Source organism: Kribbella sp. NPDC004138 (genome assembly GCF_053603655.1).
Genome location: NZ_JBSGFZ010000039.1, coordinates 26851 through 42911, shown reverse-complemented (window position 1 = coordinate 42911; position 16061 = coordinate 26851). Strand labels below are relative to the sequence as shown.

Annotated in this window: 15 protein-coding genes; 4 read left to right on the top strand and 11 right to left on the bottom strand. The window is 69.9% G+C overall.

Annotated features, from left to right (window positions below):
- Positions 1 to 44: 44 nt before the first annotated feature.
- Entirely contained in the window at positions 45 to 1037 is a 993-nt protein-coding gene (locus tag ACWEOO_RS38820; RefSeq protein WP_452147300.1) for a hypothetical protein, read from the bottom strand.
- Positions 1038 to 1321: 284 nt separating this feature from the next.
- Between ACWEOO_RS38820 and ACWEOO_RS38815 the strand changes: the two genes are divergently transcribed.
- Positions 1322 to 1663 carry a DUF2200 domain-containing protein gene (locus ACWEOO_RS38815; RefSeq protein WP_359922285.1) on the top strand — a complete coding sequence of 114 codons (342 nt, stop codon included), beginning with the start codon at positions 1322 to 1324 and terminating at the stop codon, positions 1661 to 1663.
- 28 nt (positions 1664 to 1691) lie between these two features.
- Here ACWEOO_RS38815 and ACWEOO_RS38810 read toward each other — a convergent pair whose 3' ends face one another.
- The 9 genes from ACWEOO_RS38810 to ACWEOO_RS38770 all read right to left on the bottom strand — a co-directional run bounded on the left by ACWEOO_RS38810 (position 1692) and on the right by ACWEOO_RS38770 (position 11459).
- Positions 1692 to 2549, bottom strand: a complete 858-nt coding sequence (locus ACWEOO_RS38810; protein ID WP_452147299.1) for a hypothetical protein — start codon at positions 2547 to 2549, stop codon at positions 1692 to 1694.
- A 3-nt stretch (positions 2550 to 2552) separates the two neighbouring features.
- Positions 2553 to 3923 carry an amidase gene (locus ACWEOO_RS38805; RefSeq protein WP_452147298.1) on the bottom strand — a complete coding sequence of 457 codons (1371 nt, stop codon included), beginning with the start codon at positions 3921 to 3923 and terminating at the stop codon, positions 2553 to 2555.
- Positions 3924 to 3933: 10 nt separating this feature from the next.
- Positions 3934 to 4695 carry an SDR family NAD(P)-dependent oxidoreductase gene (locus ACWEOO_RS38800; protein ID WP_363718223.1) on the bottom strand — a complete coding sequence of 254 codons (762 nt, stop codon included), beginning with the start codon at positions 4693 to 4695 and terminating at the stop codon, positions 3934 to 3936.
- Positions 4696 to 4951: 256 nt separating this feature from the next.
- The gene (locus ACWEOO_RS38795) at positions 4952 to 6385 is read right to left on the bottom strand and encodes an aldehyde dehydrogenase family protein (protein ID WP_452147297.1); all 1434 of its coding nucleotides are present in this window, start codon (positions 6383 to 6385) and stop codon (positions 4952 to 4954) included.
- A complete protein-coding gene (locus ACWEOO_RS38790; protein WP_452147296.1) occupies positions 6382 to 7242 on the bottom strand; it encodes an ATP-binding cassette domain-containing protein in 861 nt (286 codons plus the stop codon). Before ACWEOO_RS38790 ends, ACWEOO_RS38795 begins: the two co-directional genes overlap by 4 nt.
- On the bottom strand, positions 7235 to 8188 hold the full coding sequence (locus ACWEOO_RS38785) for an ABC transporter ATP-binding protein (RefSeq protein WP_452147295.1): 954 nt from the start codon (positions 8186 to 8188) through the stop codon (positions 7235 to 7237). Before ACWEOO_RS38785 ends, ACWEOO_RS38790 begins: the two co-directional genes overlap by 8 nt.
- On the bottom strand, positions 8185 to 9003 hold the full coding sequence (locus tag ACWEOO_RS38780; RefSeq protein ID WP_359922264.1) for an ABC transporter permease: 819 nt from the start codon (positions 9001 to 9003) through the stop codon (positions 8185 to 8187). Before ACWEOO_RS38780 ends, ACWEOO_RS38785 begins: the two co-directional genes overlap by 4 nt.
- Positions 9004 to 9948, bottom strand: coding sequence for an ABC transporter permease (locus tag ACWEOO_RS38775; protein ID WP_359922262.1), 945 nt, complete (start codon positions 9946 to 9948; stop codon positions 9004 to 9006). It lies immediately after the preceding gene.
- The gene (locus ACWEOO_RS38770) at positions 9945 to 11459 is read right to left on the bottom strand and encodes an ABC transporter substrate-binding protein (protein WP_452147294.1); all 1515 of its coding nucleotides are present in this window, start codon (positions 11457 to 11459) and stop codon (positions 9945 to 9947) included. Before ACWEOO_RS38770 ends, ACWEOO_RS38775 begins: the two co-directional genes overlap by 4 nt.
- Before the next feature lie 108 nt (positions 11460 to 11567).
- On the opposite strand from ACWEOO_RS38770, the gene ACWEOO_RS38765 reads away from it, so the two are divergent.
- The 3 genes from ACWEOO_RS38765 to ACWEOO_RS38755 are packed head-to-tail and all read left to right on the top strand — an operon-like array spanning position 11568 to position 15416.
- Positions 11568 to 12326, top strand: coding sequence for a FadR/GntR family transcriptional regulator (locus tag ACWEOO_RS38765; protein ID WP_359922256.1), 759 nt, complete (start codon positions 11568 to 11570; stop codon positions 12324 to 12326).
- Between the two features lie 55 nt (positions 12327 to 12381).
- Entirely contained in the window at positions 12382 to 14031 is a 1650-nt protein-coding gene (locus tag ACWEOO_RS38760; protein WP_452147293.1) for an FAD-dependent oxidoreductase, read from the top strand.
- Entirely contained in the window at positions 14031 to 15416 is a 1386-nt protein-coding gene (locus ACWEOO_RS38755; protein WP_452147292.1) for a sensor histidine kinase, read from the top strand. The genes ACWEOO_RS38760 and ACWEOO_RS38755 overlap by 1 nt, the downstream gene beginning before the upstream one ends.
- An 11-nt stretch (positions 15417 to 15427) precedes the next feature.
- Here the strand turns inward: ACWEOO_RS38755 and ACWEOO_RS38750 are convergent, their stop codons facing one another.
- Positions 15428 to 15985: a hypothetical protein gene (locus ACWEOO_RS38750; RefSeq protein WP_452147291.1), complete on the bottom strand. Its 558-nt coding sequence runs from the start codon at positions 15983 to 15985 to the stop codon at positions 15428 to 15430.
- Positions 15986 to 16061 lie beyond the last annotated feature (76 nt).

The following is a 16061-nucleotide window of genomic DNA, read 5'->3' as shown; positions in this document are numbered from 1 at the left end:
GTCCGCACATCAGCCTCGGGCTGACGAAGATCCACCGCAGCTGCTCAGCGCCAGTCGAGGACGAAGAGCTTGCCGATCATCGGCGCGAAGTCCGCGGGCGGCTCCACCTTGGTCGGTGTGGAGCCTGGCTTCACGTCGGACACGTAGTAGTCCCGCTTCTCCTCCTTCACGGACAGGAACGCGAACTTCTGCCCGTCCGGCGAGATCTCCAGGACGTAGTTGTTGCGATCATTGCTCGGCAGAATCGGGCCGCTCGCCGCCGCGTTCGGGGTGAGGTCGAAGGTCGAGAACCGGTCGTCGGGTCCGCTGCACAGCACTGTGTCGTTGTCGATCCAGCCCAGCGCGTCACCGGAGGCCGACTCCCCGCACGACAACGACGTCGCCTGATCGATCGCAGCGGGGCCGATCACTGCGCGATCGGGCTTGACGTCCAGCAGCTTTCCCTCGGCCAGGACGCGTTTGCCGTCGGGCGACAGCCGAGCACTGCTGCCCACCACCGCCGTACCGGGTGTTCCGACGACGAACAGGTGGGACTCGCCGATATCCTCGATCGGCCGTTCGCCGACGGCCTTGTGATCTCCGTCGAGTGGCCTGCTCGCAATGTGGTCTTCGTCGTCGACCTCACTGGTGAACCAGACCGCGTCCCCGTCCGGCGACATGGCGGCGTTGTCCTCCTGCGGGGTGTCGCCGAAGTCTTCTTCGCCGGTCAGGTCGGTGAACTTGCCCGAGCGGTCGACGTAGCCCACGTGCGTCGCCATGCTCTGTGGGTCCTGGATCACCACGGCCAGTTTGGTGAAGTCCCGGTCGAACAGCGATCTGACGGCAAGGATGTCGTTGCTGTTCGTCAGATTCGTCGGCGCGCAGATCACTTCCAGCGCGGTGCCGGGCCGGACCTTCTCGGTCGCGGTCAGGACGTTGTCCGGTAACTGGAACTCCGCGTGCGCCATCTTCTGCAGGCTCTGCGGATCCCATCCGTCGACGGTGACCGTACCGCCTCCGCTGTCACCCGCCGGACTGCACTGCGCGGTGACGACCATGCCCGCTCGCGAGAAGTCGTCATCCGCCTTCGGCGTCGACGAGCTCCGGCTGTTTTCGGCTTCCGCTGCCGGGTCGGGCTGATCCTTGCCGGACGAACAAGCACCAAGACCGACTGCAAGCCCCAGCGAGAGAAGAATCGCACGCCACTTCGGTGAACTGACCACGCAACTACTCCAGACATCTCAGAGCGGACAGGATTCGAGGATTCCGAACCATACCGGTCCGACCGGTCACAGCCAGTGACTCCGCGGAGCAGAAGTACGCCGTTCGCTAGCTTTGACTGATGAGCCGGATCTTCACTGTCAGTTTCGCGTCCGTGTACCCGCTGTACGTGACGAAAGTCGAGAAGAAGGGACGAACGAAGGCAGAGCTGGACCAGGTCATCGAGTGGCTGACAGGGTTCGGGTCCGCCACGTTGGAGCGTCACCTGGAAGCCGGGACGACCTTCGAGGACTTCTTCGCCGGCGCGCAGCTCAATCCCCGCGCGTCATCGATCACCGGGGTGGTCTGCGGCGTGCGCGTCGAAGGCATCGAGGATCCGCTGATGCAGAAGATCCGCTACCTGGACAAGCTGGTCGACGAACTCGCCAAGGGCAAGCCGATGGACAAGATCTTGCGAGCGTAGCGGCGCGTCCGCAGGACTGCGACCGGAATCAGCCCCGCGGATCGGAGATGCGTTCGACGTGGGGTCTGAGGGTGCCGTCGTACGGGTTCGGAGGCAGGCCTGTCAGGAGGTCCGGCAGGTGGAAGGTCTGGAAGAGGGACAGGTCGAAGAACGCGACCGCGTGCACGATCGCCGTGGCTGTCAGGGTGAGGACCTGGATCTGGAAGGCCCGGTGGATGTTGTCCTTCGGGTCTCGCATGTAGACGGCGAAGGCGGGGTGGCCGTTGGCCTGCAGCGGGACGAGGTACTGGTCGCCGGGGCGTTCGGCGGGACAGTGGGTGCTGATCAGGCGGCCGATGTCGCGGGCGCCGCGGAACCAGGACGTGAACGGCGGCATCTCCCAGATCGCGTCGTCGGCGAAGAGCGTGACGATCGCGGGGACGTCGTACTGCTCGAAGGCGGCGCGGTAGCGCGCCAGCAGGACGGTGTCGGGGACGAGTGCCGGAGCCGGAGTGAGCGGCGCGGGCCGAACGTCGCCCGACGGAGCCCTGCCCTCGAGACGGAGCACGGTCGCGGCGCGCTTGGCCGGTGTCAGCCGTTGGAGTGCGGCAATCAGCCCGAGGTCGATCGGGTGATCGTCCATCAGGTGCGTGGGAATCGGCTCCAGCCAGACAATCTCCTGGCTCTCCGACAGCACGCCCTCGGGGTCGGCGCTCGGCCCGGCGAGATCCGACGGCAACGGCCGCCGGCCGGAGCGCTGCAGACACGCGCGGGTGGCTTCGTCGTAGCTGTTCGCGACCGCCGCGATCTCGACTGCTTCGGTGACGCAGCCGAGCATCCGGTAACAGTGCGAGGTCAGACCGCGCTGCGTCGCGTCAGCGTGCGGCGTACCTCCGGAGCCGGCCATTCGTCACCTCGTCGGCCAGTCTCGCTGCTCCGGTCGCCGGCTGTCGAGGTACTGGGCCAAGGCGAGCGCCCGCAGGTCCTGGTGATGCGGTACGGCGAGCTGCGCGCCGATCGGCAGCCCGGACGCGGACCAGCCGGCGTTGACCGTGGTCGCCGGGTGCTGCGACATGTTGTACGGGACCGTGAACGCGATGTGCTCGAACGGCTTGCCTGGATCGTCCGTCGGGTACGCCAGCTCCGCGCGGAACGCCGTGATCGGCGCGACCGGCGACAGGATCACGTCGTACGTCGTGAACACCCGGCCGACCGCGGCCGCCATCGCGCCCATCTGGCTGTATCCGTGGAAGACGTCGGCCGCGGTGAGGTCGGACGCCGACGCGACCCAGGAGCGGATCTGCGGCAGGACCTTCGCGCGCCGCTCCTCGGGCAGGGCCGCGATATCGGTCGCGGAGCGGATCCGCCAGAAGCGGTCGAGGCCGTCGAGCATCTCGCGGGTGATGACCGGCCGGATCGGTTCGACGATCGCGCCGCCGCTCTCGAGCACGGCGGCCACGGCCGACACCGCGGCCGCGACCTCGGGGTCGACGGGCAGCCCGACGCCCGCGTCGAGGAGCAGGGCGACCCGCAGCCCTTCGACCTCGACGGCGAACTCGTCGGAGGCCGGCGGGATCGACGTGTGGTCGCGCGGGTCGTACCCGGACATCACCCGCAGCGCGAGCGCCGCGTCCGGCGCCGTGCGGGTCAGCGGCCCGATCGCACGCCCGGCGTACGGGCTGCCGACCGCGATCCGTCCGTGCGTCGGCTTCAGCCCGACCAGTCCGCACCACCCGGCCGGCAACCGGATCGATCCGCCGATGTCGGTGCCGACGTGGATCGGCCCGTAGCCGGCCGCCGCCGCGGCGGCCGCGCCCGCGCTCGAACCGCCGGCCGTCTTCGACAGGTCCCACGGGTTGCGCGTCAGCCGGTGGAAGGTCGAGACACCGGACGACAGCATCCCGTACTCCGGCATCGTCGTCTTGCTGAAGATCACCGCCCCGGCCGCGCGCAGCCGGGCCGCGGCCGGGTCGTCCGTGGCCGCCGGGACCAGCGCGGTCGCCGCAGTCCCTTGCGGTACAGGGGTTCCGCGGGTCGCGATGTTCTCCTTGACGGTCACAGGTACGCCGTCCAGCGCGCCCGCCGTACCGGCCCGCCAGCGCCGCTCGGACTCCTGCGCCGCCGCCCGCGCGCCCTCCGGATCCGGCGCGTAGAGCGCACACAGCTGCGGTTCCCACGCCGCGACGCGGGTCAGCACGTCCTCGACGACCTCGACCGGGGACACCGAGCCGTCGCCGTACCTCGCCAGGAGTTCGGTGGCGGTCAGGTCAGCGAGATTCATGCGGCACTCCTCAGTTCGGGGGGTCGAAGCGGCCGTCGACCGCGGTCCAGCCGCCGTCGACCGCGAGCACGCTCCCGGTCACGAAGCTCGCCGCGTCGGAGGCGAGGTAGACGACCGCACCGGCGAGTTCCTGGGGCTGTGCCCACCGGCCGAGCGCTCCTTTGCGCGCGTAGGCGTCATACCAGCCCTGGTCGGCCTTGATCTGCGCGGTCAGCGGGGTCTCGACGACACCTGGGGCGATCGCGTTCGCGCGGACGCCGGACGGGCCGAGCTCGGCGGCCGCGGTGCGCAGCAGCTGGACGAGGCCTGCCTTCGTGGCCGCGTACACCGACTGCCCCGGCTCGACCGTGGTCCCGCGGATCGAGCTGAAGCCGATGATGCTGCCGCTGCCCCGCTCCGCCATGCCCTTGCCGAACGCGCGCACGAGCTGGAACGACGCCCGCAGGTTCAGCGACACGACCCGGTCGAACTCCTCGCCGGTGTAGTCGAGAATCCGCTTCCGCACGTTCGTCGCCGCGGTGAAGACGAGCACGTCCACCGGATCCAGCTCGGCAGCAGCCCGCTCGACCGCGGAGTCGTCCAGCACATCCAGCTCGTACGCCGCCAACTCGGCGCCGGCCGTCTCCCGAGCGGCGGCGAGGTCGCGGTCCGCACAGGTCACGCGCGCACCATGCGCCGCCAGCGCGAGCGCGCTCTCGCGCCCGATCCCGCTCCCCGCGCCGACCACCACCGCATGCTTGCCGTCGAGCCGAAACAACCTCGCGTAGTCCATCAGCGCGTCCCCTGGTGCTGTTGTGCCGACCTTGGGCCCGCACCAACCGTTTCCGGCGGCGCGATCTGGTTGGTGGGTGCACAAGGGCATGTCTGATAATCCAGCGCCGTCGCGAGGAGGTGCTCGGTGCGGTAGCTCGGCGTGCGGGAGCGAAGGTCTCGATGCGGCGCATCGTGGCCTTTGCTCACGTGCGGCGAGATGCCGTGCCGAGTGCCCCGCAGTAGGCGCTGGATTATCAGACATGCCCTAAGTGTGGTCATGGGCGCGGGCGGATGATGGCCATCCGGGTTGTGGTGAGTTCCTCGATGGCGAAGCGCGGGCCTTCGCGGCCGGTGCCGGAGTGCTTTACGCCGCCGTACGGCATCACGTCTGAGCGGAACCCGGGGACCTCGTTGATCACCACTCCCCCGACGTCGAGCCGGTCGATCGCGGCGAAGGCGGTCTCGAGCGAGGACGTGAAGACGCTCGCGTGCAACCCGTACCGGGTCTCGTTGACTGCGCGCAGAGCAGTTTCGACGTCCGGCACCGACCGTACGGCGATCACCGGCCCGAAGATCTCCTCGTCCCACGCCGGCAACCCGTCCGGTACGTCGGTCAGCACGATCGGACCGAGGACGTCGCCGGGGACCTCGTAGGCGATCGACGCGCCGGCGTGGACCGCGTCGCCGACCCACGCCCGAACGCGATCCGTCGACGCCGGGTTGATGAGCGCCGACACCCGCGTCTCCGGATCGCGCGGGTCACCGACCACGACGCCCGGCATCCGGGCGCCGAGCTTGTCCAGCAACGCCGTACGCACGGATTCGACGGCGATCACGCGCTGGACCGAGATGCAGGCCTGCCCGGACGCGTAGTACCCGCCGCGCACGATCGCGTCGGCGGCCGCGTCCAGATCGGCGTCCGCGGCGACGACCAGCGCGGAGTTCGACCCGAGCTCCAGCAGGACCTTGGTCGGCGCGGCGTCCCGCGCGATCCGATGCCCGACGGCGGCCGACCCGGTGAAGGAGACGGCGCCGATCCGATCGTCGGTCGTCAACGTCGCGCCGACGTCCGCTCCGCCGGTGATCACCTGGAGGGCACTCTCCGGCGCACCCGCGTCGGCGAGCGCCGAGCGCATCAGGTGGGCGAGCCAGAGCGTCGCGAGCGGCGTCTGCGGCGCCGGCTTCACGATGATCGGGCACCCGGCGGCGAACGCGGGCGCGATCTTGTGCGCCGCGAGCAGCAACGGATAGTTGAAGCCGGTGATCCCGATGACCACGCCGATCGGCTTGCGGACCCAGAAGCCCTGCAAGCCCGCACCGCTCGGCAACAGGTCGAGCGGCACGGTCTCGCCGTGCAGCCGGGCGACCTCCTCGGCCGACGTCTCCAGGGTGAGCAGCGTCCGGTCGATCTCCACCCGGCAGTCGACCAGTGGCTTCCCGGTCTCCAGCACCAGCAGATCCACGAACTCGTCGCGGGCGGCGAGCACCGCGGAATGCACGCTCTGCAAGACGTTCCGGCGCACGTACGACGGCAGCCGGCCGACCGTCTCGCGGACGGCGAGCGCGTTGTCGAGGGCTGCGCGCGCCAGCGGGACGTCCCCGACCGGCGCCTCCGCCACGGTGGACCCGTCGTACGGGAAGATCACCGGCGCTGTGGCCGGTGCCTCGACCCAGGACTCACCGATCGGCAGGCCGGCTGGAAACTTCATGCGGGATCTCCCTTCGCGAGCAGGTCGGACGTGGTCGCGCCGGAGAGCGCGCGCTGCAGTGTCGGGATGGCCGAGACCAGGCGCTGCGTGTAGGGATGCTGCGGGGCGGCGTACACGTCGCCGGTGGAGCCGGTCTCGACGATCTCGCCGGCGTTCATCACGGCCACGCGGTCGCAGACGTGTTTGACCACGGACAGATCGTGCGAGACGAACACCAAGGTCAGGTTGAGCTCGTCGACGAGGTCGGAGATCAGGTTGAGCACCTGCGCCCGGACGGAGACATCGAGGGCGCTCACCGGTTCGTCCGCGATCAGGATCCGCGGACGCGGGGCGAGGGCGCGGGCGATCGAGATGCGCTGCCGCTGACCGCCGGAGAACTGGTGCGGGTACCGGTCGCCGGCGTCCGCGGACAGGCCGACGGCCTCGAGCAACTCGCGGACGCGGGCTCCGGACGCCGGATGGCCTTGGACGACGAGCGGTTCGGCGATGATGTCGCGAACCCGCATCCGGGGGTCGAGGGAGCTCATCGGGTCCTGGAAGACGAGCTGGAGGTTCTCGCGCAGCGGCCGCAGCCGGCGCTCCGGAAGCCTGGTGATGTCGGTGCCCTCGACGATCACCTGGCCGGAGGTCGCGCGGTCGAGGGCGGCGATCAGGCGCAGCAGCGTCGACTTGCCACATCCGGATTCGCCGACGATGCCGAACCGCTCGCCCTGCTTGACCTCCAGGCTCACGCCGCGCAGCGCGTGCACGACAGGCGCGGGCTTGAGCAGCGAGGTCCGAGGACGCGGGTAGTCACGCACCAGGTCGACGACCCGGATCGCGGCGGGGATCTGGTCAGCCAGGATCTGCTCAGGCATCGGCGTCTCCGGCTGGGTGGTGGCAGGCGAAGCCGCGCGTTTCCGACCCGGTCCACGCCGGCAGCTCCTCGCACAGAGCAGTGGCGTTTGCGCACCGCGTCCGGAAGACGCAGCCCGACGGGAACCGGCCGGCCAGCGGCACGTTGCCCGGGATCGTGGTGAGACGACGGGACGTGGTCTCGAGGTCGGACGCCGCGAGCAGACCCTCGGTGTAGCGGTGGCGCGGGCGCGTGAACACCTCGCTGACAGGGCCTGCCTCGACGACGCGACCGCCGTACATGACCAGGACGCGTTCGCAGACCGTGGCGACGACGGCGAGGTCGTGGGTGATGAAGAGCAACGCCGACGACCGGTCCATGACACCGCGGACGATCAGGTCGAGGACGAGCGCCTGCACCGTGACGTCCAGCGCGGTGGTCGGCTCGTCGCAGATCAGGAGCGCCGGGTCGTTGGCCAGGGCGAGTGCCAGGACGACTCGTTGCCGTTGGCCGCCGGACAACTGGTGCGGGTACGCACGGAGCGTCTCGGCAGGCAGCTGCACGCGGTCGAGCAGGTCGGCCGCCGAGGCCCGGGCTGCGGGTTTCGCGAGCGTCTTGTGGATCAGCATCGCCTCGGTGAGCTGGTCGCCGATCCGCATGGTCGGGTTCAGCGCGGTCATCGGCTCCTGGAAGACCATCGCGATGTCGCGACCGCGGATCCGGGACATCCGTCGTTCGTCCGCGCCCACCAGCTCGTGGTCCACACCGTCCAGGCGAACCGAACCGTCGGCCCGCACGTCCTCGGGCAGCAGACCGAGGATGCTCAGCGCGGTCAGCGACTTGCCGGATCCGGACTCCCCGATCAGCCCGACCCGCTCCCCCGCGCCGACGGTCAGGTCGACGTCGGACACCAGCGCGGTGTCCCGCACGGAAACGCTCAGCCCGCGGACGCTCAGTACGTCACTCATCGCCGGTCCTCCAGCTTCGGGTCGAACCGGTCGCGCAGGCCGTCGCCTAGCAGGTTGAAGCCGAGGACGGCGATCGCGATCGCGAGACCGGGGAAGATCGCCAGGCGCGGCGCGCTGAACAGGAACTCCTGGCTCTCCTGCAGCATCCGGCCCCAGGACGGGGTCGGCGGCGGCGTCCCGTACCCGAGGAACGACAACGCCGCCTCGGCCAGCACCGCGATCGCGAACGACACCGAGGCCTGCACCGTGATCAGGCTGGTCACGTTCGGCAGCACGTGCCGCACCGCGATCGGGAACGGCTGCCGGCCGGCCGCGCGCGCGGCGAGCACGTACTCGGATCGCATCACCTGCAGCGCCCCGCTCCGGATCACCCGCGCGAAGCTCGGCACCGACGCGATACCGATCGCGATCATCGCGGTCAGGGTGCTGGCCCCGAACACGGCGCCGAACATGATCGCCAGCAGCAGCGCCGGGAACGCGAGCAGCAGGTCGTTGGCGCGCATGATCGCCTCGCCCGGCCAGCGCCGGACCATCGCGGCCAGGATCCCCAGCGGTACGCCGATGACCGCGGCCACGCCGACCGCGACGACGCCGACGAACAACGTGGTCCGCGAACCGACCATGATCTGGCTGAACACGTCCCGGCCGAACTTGTCGGTGCCGAACCAGTGCGACCACGACGGCTTCAGCAACCGGGAGGACGGGGTGACGAGCGTGGCGTCGTACGGCGTCCAGACGAACGACACCAGCGCCATCGCGACGATCACCGCGACGATCACGCCGCCGGCGATCAGGCTCGGGTTCAGTCGTCTCATCTACGCCGTCCTCAGTCTCGGGTCGAGGGCGACGTACAGGACGTCGACGAGGAAGTTGACCAGGAGTACGGCGAGGACCAGGACCATCACGACGTCCTGCACCAGAAGCAGGTCGCGGTTCGACACGCCGTCGAGCAGGAGGCTGCCCAGTCCTGGGATGACGAAGACGCGCTCGACGACGACGGCACCGATCAGGAGCGTCGCCAACTGGAGGCCGAGGACGGTGACGACCGGCACGGCGGCGTTGCGAAGGCCGTGTTTCCAGAGAGCTTGGAAGGGGCGGAGGCCTTTGGCGCGGGCGGTGCGGAGGTAGTCCTCGCGCAGTACGTCGAGGACCGCGCTGCGGACGTAGCGGGTGAGGACGGCGCCTTGGACGAGTCCGAGTGCGAGGGCGGGGAGGATCAGCTGCTGCAGGAACATCGCGGGATCCTGCGCCGGCGGCGTCCAGCCGTTCGCCGGGAGCCAGCCGAGCTTCACCGCGAACACGACGATCAGCAGGATGCCCGCGAGGAACGCGGGCACCGCGACGCCGACCTGGGAGACCGCCGACAGCGCCAGCCCGGACACCTTGCGGTGCCGGGCCGCCATCAGGGTCCCGGCCGGCACGGCGATGGCGAGCGCGATGACCATGCCGGCGACGACCAGCCACAGCGTGACCTGCAACCGGTCGAAGACCTGCGGGCCGATCGCCGCCTTCGACACGTACGACGTGCCGAGGTCACCGTGCAGCAGTCCACCCAGCCAGTCGAAGTACTGCGTCGGCAGCGGGCGGTCGAGGCCGAACTGCCGGCGCAGTTCGGCCACCGCCTCGTCGGAGGCGTTCACGCCGAGCGCGACCCGGGCCGGATCGCCGGGCAGCACCGCCATGAACGCGAAGACCAGCACCGAGCTCACCGCGAGACTGACCAAGAACACGCCGGTGCGCTCGATCAGGCGGAGAATCATCGGGCGAGCTTGGAGAGATCGAAGTTCTCGGTGATCGCGTTGGTCGGCAAGCCCTTGATGTCCTTGTCCGCGACCATCAGGTTCGGCAGCAGGAACAGCCAGTCGCCCGCGGCCTGCTCGGACAGCCGGCGCGCCGCCTTCTTCAGGTTGTCGACCTGCGCGGCCTCGTCACCGGAGTCGGCCGCGGCCAGGTAGCCCTGCAGCGTCGGGTCGTCGTACCTCGTGTAGTACTTCGGGTTTCCGAAGACCGCCCCGAGGTCCCGCGGCTCGACGTGCGCGATGATCGACAGGTCGTAGTCGGCGTTCTTGAACACCGTCGTCAGCCACGCCGCCGGGAACTCCAGCTGGTCGATCCGCACCTTCAGGCCGGCCTGCTCCAGCTGGCTCTTCACCACCTGGCCGCAGGACGTTGCGTACGGCAACGTCGGGAGCCGGAGCCGGAGCGTCTTGCCGGCCGCGCCGGAGGCCTGCAGCAACGACTTCGCCTTGGCCAGGTCGTACGGCGCGACGCCGGTGAGGTCCTCGTACCACGGGTCGGTCGGCGGGACCATGCTGCCGATCAGCTTGCCGCGGCCGGCCCAGCAGGTGTCCAGCAGCGCCTTGTGGTCGATCGCCATCCGGATCGCCTGGCGGGTCCGGATGTCCTTGAACAGCGGCAGCGAGTTGTTGAAGGACAGCAGGACCTCGCCGTTCGTCGTACCCTCGATCACCTGGTACTTGTCGTTGCTGGTGAACTGGCTGAGCGCCTCGGGCGCCTGCACCGTGCTGATCACGTTGATCGTGCCGGTGAGCAGCGCGTTGTTCAGCGCGGTCGCGTCCTTGAAGTACTTCAGCGTGATCTGCTGGAAGAACGGCTTCGAACCCCAGTACTTGTCGTTGCGGACCAGGACGATCGAGTCGCCGCGGTTCCACTTCGAGAACGTGTACGGGCCGGAGCCGACCGGGGCCGTCGCCAGTGCGCTGACGCCGCTCTCGGAGAACATCGCGCCGATCCGGGTGGTCATCCGGAACAGCCAGTCGTTGCTCGGCTTCGCCAGCGTGACCTGCAGCTGGGTCGGCGACAACGCCTTGGCCTGCGAGACCACGTCCATCGCGGCCTTCAGCGACGTCGTCCAGGCGGTCTTCACCCGGTTGATGCTGAACACCGCGTCGCTGGCCGTGAACTGCTTGTCGTTGGTGAACTTCGCGTTGTCGACCAGATCGAACGTGTACGTCTTGCGGTCCGGCGACACCGTCCACGACTTCGCCAGCGAGGGCACGATCTTGCCGGAGTCGTCCTGCTTGACCAGGGTCTCGTAGACGTTCCCGAGCAGCACCTGCGGGATCGCGGCGCCGTCGGTGGTGGTGAAGTCGAGGCTGGCCGGCTCGGCGACCAGGCCGATCGACAGGTTCTGGTCACCGCCCGGCGACGTGCCGGACGACGTACTCGACCCGGCCGAGCAGGCGCTCACCGCGAGCAGCGCGGCGGAGGCGAGGACTGCGACCGCTCGAGTGTAAATCGACGACTTCACGTCTACTCCTCCGGTGCGCCAACTGGTCTGACCAGTGGACTAGGTCTCAATGGGCCACTAGGTTTGTCCTCTGCTCAGGTGCCTGTCAAGCGACTGGGGGTGTGCCGGATGACAAAGAGTCCGCAGTTCCAGCCCGTGCAACCGGTGCGCGCCTACCAGCGGATCGTGGAACAGATCGAGGAGGCGCTGGCCCGCGGTGACCTGACCCCCGGACAGCGGCTGCCGAGCGAGCGGGAGCTGGTCGCGCAGTTCGCGGTCAGCCGGTCGACGGTCCGCGAGGCGCTGCGGGTGCTGGAGAGCAACGGCGTGGTCCGCTCCCGGCCCGGCGACCCGAACGGCCCGGAGATCCTGCCGTTCTCCTCGTCCGCGCTGCGCAAGCAGGTGGCCCGGCTGGCCCGGGTCGACGAGCTGAGCCTGAGCGAGCTGCTCGGGTTCCGGATGATCATGGACGGCGCCGCGATCCAGGTCGCCTCCCGGCTGCGGACGCCGGAGCAGCTGGACGAGCTCGAGGCGACCCTGGTTGCGATGCGGGACGCGATCGACGTCGACTTCGCCGCGTTCAGCGAGGCCGACCTCGCCTTCCACGAGCTGATCGCGCGGATCAGCCGGAACTCGCTGATCCAGACCTGCAACGACGTCGTCCGCGGCGTCGTCCTCGGACTGATCTCCGACAAGATCGCGCACGCACCGAACAGCCGCGCGCTGATGCTCGAATCGCTGCACCACCACGCCGAGGTGGTGGACGCGATCCGGGCCGGCAACGGCCACGCCGCCGCCCGGCTGGCCCGGCAGAACATGTTCGACTACTACGCGGGGTATGTGCCCGACTCCGAACAGGAAACGTTGCGGGCGCTCATAGAAGATTGACGGATTCCCGTGTCATTCTGTCGGGAGTCGGTTCACTGCTGTGGGGGGCACGAGCGTGAGCAAACCTGCGATTCTCACCGTCGACGACGATCCGATGGTCTCGGCCGCCATCTCCCGGGACCTACGCCGCAGGTACGGCGACGACTATCTGGTCGTCCGCGCGACCTCGGGCGACCAGGCACTCGCCGCGCTGACCAAGCTTGCGCTGCGCAACCAGCCGATCGCGCTGATCGCGACCGACCAGCGGATGCCCGGGATGACCGGGATCGAGCTGCTCGAACGCGCCCGCGAGTACGCACGGAGCGCGAAGTACCTGCTGCTCACCGCCTACGCGGACACCGAGGTGGCGATCCGCGCGATCAACGAGATCGGCCTCGACTACTACCTGCTGAAACCCTGGGATCCGCCCGAGGACCAGCTGTTCCCGGTCGTCGACGACCTGCTCGGCGATTGGCAGCACGCCAACCCCGAGCACACCTCCGATGTCCGCGTCGTCGGTAACCGCTGGTCGGACCGGGCTCACGACATCAAGACGTTCCTCGCCCGCAACCACGTCCCGTACCGCTGGTACGACGTCGAGCGCGATGCCGAAGGGCAGCGGCTGCGGGAGCTGGCCGACGCCGCCGACCACGAGCTCCCGCTGGTTCTGATCCCCGAGGGCGACACGCTGCGCTGCCCCACCACCCTCGACCTCGCCTCGGCCCTCGGCCTGCGGACCCGCGCCGAGCAGCCGCTGTACGACGTGTGCATCGTCGGCGGCGGCCCGGCCGGACTCGCGGCCGGCGTCTACGCGGCGTCCGAGGGCCTCAGCACGGTGATCGTCGAGCGCGAGGCGCCCGGCGGGCAGGCCGGGCTCAGTGCCGCGATCGAGAACTACCTCGGCTTCCCGCGCGGCCTCACCGGCTCGGACCTCGCCCAGCGGGCCGTCGCGCAGGCGTCCCGCTTCGGCGCCGAGATGGTGCTCGCCCGGTCCGTCGTCGGCCTGGAGTCCCGCGGCCCGGTGCACGCCGTCCTGCTCGAGGGGTCCGGTGAGATCGAGGCCCGCGCGCTGATCGTCGCGACCGGCGTCTCGTACCGCAGCCTCGACGTGGACGGCCTCGGCGACCTCACCGGCCGCGGTGTGTACTACGGCGCGACCGCGAGCGAGGCCAGTCAGGTCCAGGACGACGAGGTGTACATCGTCGGCGCGGCCAACTCCGCCGGACAGGCGGCGCTGAACCTGGCCCGGTACGCGAAACGCGTCGTGCTCCTGGTCCGCGGCGAGACGCTCGAGACCTCGATGTCGCGGTACCTCGTCGACAAGATCAGCCAGGCTCCGACCATCGAGGTCCGGTGCCGGACCGAGGTCGTCGGCTGCCGCGGCGACGGCCACCTCGAGGCGCTGACGCTCGCCGATCGCCGGTCCGGCCGCGTCGAGGAGGTGCCCGCGAGCTGGCTGTTCATCTTCGTCGGCGCGATCCCGCGGACCGACTGGCTCGGCGACGCCGTCGTCCGCGACGCCAAGGGGTTCGTGGTGACCGGTCCGGACCTGATCGCGCTGAACCGCTGGGCGCTGCCGAGGCCGCCGTACGCGCTGGAGACGAGTGTGCCCGGTGTGTTCGCGGCCGGCGACGTCCGGCTCGACTCGATGAAACGCGTGGCGTCCGCGGTCGGCGAAGGCGCCATGTCGATCTATCTCGTCCACCGCTTCCTTGCGACCGTCTGATGGACGCGGCCGACCTGCGCGACGTCCCGCTCTTCGCGGGGCTGACCGACGCGCAACTCGAGGAGCTGATCGAGGGCAGCACCGAGGTGCCGATCGAACGCGGCGCCGACCTGTTCCACGAGGGCGAACCCGCCGACTACTGGTGGGTGCTCGTCGACGGCGCGATCACACTGCACCGCAAGATCGGCCGCGAGGACACCGTGATGGGCAAGATGGACGTCCCGGGCCGCTGGGCCGGCGGGTTCCGGGCCTGGGACGAGCACGGCCTGTACCTCGCCAGCGGCCGCGGCCTGGCCGAAGGACGTGTACTGCGGGTGCCTGCCGAGCTGCTGCGCGAGCGGATCGACGCCTGGTTCCCGCTCGCCGGGCATCTGATCAAGGGCGTGTACGGGACCGCTCGGGCGATCGAGTCGACCGCACGGCAGCGGGAGTCGCTGATCACGCTCGGCACGCTCGCCGCCGGACTGGCGCACGAGATCAACAACCCCGCCGCGGCCGCGGCACGCTCGGTCAGCGCACTCGACACCGCGTGCGTCACGCTGCTGTCGGCGCTCCGCGGTCTCGCGGAAGGCGAGGCCACTGCCGCCCAGTTCAGTGCGCTCGACGAACTGCGGCTCGAGCTCGGCACGGCGACGGCAGCACCGGATCCGGTGGATCTCGCCGACCACGAGAACACGATCGCGGACTGGCTCGACGACCGCGGCGTCGACCGGTCCTGGTTCATCGCGCCGCCGCTCGCCGCGGCCGGTGCGAGCGTGGACTGGTGCGACCGCGCGGCCGGCGTCCTCGGCGACGCCCTCGGACCCGGTCTCGAATGGGTCGCCAGCACGCTGGCGGCCACGACGCTCCTCGGCGAGGTCAAGGAGTCGACGCGGCGGATCAGCGAGCTGGTCGCCGCGGTCCGCTCGTACTCGCAGATGGACCGCGGCTCGATCCAGACGATCGACGTGACCGAGGGCATCGAGAGCACGCTGGTGATGCTCGGCCACAAGCTCCGCGACGGCGTCGAGGTGATCCGCGCGTACGGCGCCGACGTACCCCGGATCGACGCGTACGCCGGTGAGCTGAACCAGGTGTGGACCAACCTGATCGACAACGCCGTCGACGCGATGGAGGGCGCCGGCACGTTGCGGATCACGACCAGGACGGACGGCGACCGGGTCGTGGTGGAGTTCACCGACACCGGGCCCGGGATGCCGCCAGAGGTCGCGGCCCGCGCGTTCGAGCCGTTCTACACGACCAAGGACGTCGGCAAGGGCACCGGTCTGGGCCTCGATATCGCCCAGCGGATCGTCGCCGAACACCACGGCGGCACGATCGGCATCACCTCACGACCCGGCGAGACGACACTGCAGGTCAGACTGCCCAGACAACCGGCCGGCTGACCTGCCCGGACTTACGTGTCGTGCTCGAGGAGACGGACCCGGGGAACCTTCAGCAGTTTGCGGGCCTTCGTGATCCAGTCGGAGCACAGGAACGCCGCGGCGGTCTCGGGCCAGGCGACGACCACGACCTCTTGGCAGCCGGTGGCCTTCACCATCTGCATCAGCGCGAGCAGCACCTCGCCGTGCGTGATGGAGACGTGCACCGGGTAGCCGCTGGCCGCCCGGAGCTGCCGGGAGCTGTGCTCGATCACCGAGGCGAGATCGACGGCCGGGTCCGCGAGCACCGCCGTCGGTGTTCGCCCCGGGCCCGGCGGCGCCGCCGGCGGACTGATCCGCGCCGACGGTCCGGTCGCCGAGCCGACCACGGACGCCGAGCCGGTCAGACCGGCCACGTCCGCGAACGACGAGCCGAGTAAGGCCATCGGACCGCCGAATCCGCGCTCGGGGTGGCTGGAGACGAGCAGGTGGTAGTCCACGGGTTCCTCACGCTTTGCGTGCAGGGCGGCAACGCGGCGCGCGTCGCCCTCGCTCATCTCCCGCTCGATGAGCACAACCACGTCGTACGTCATGCGTGGCTCCCTTCGCGTCAATTCCGTTGTACTCCTGCACGGGACCGGGCCAAAGCACCGGCCGCGCGTCCGTCAC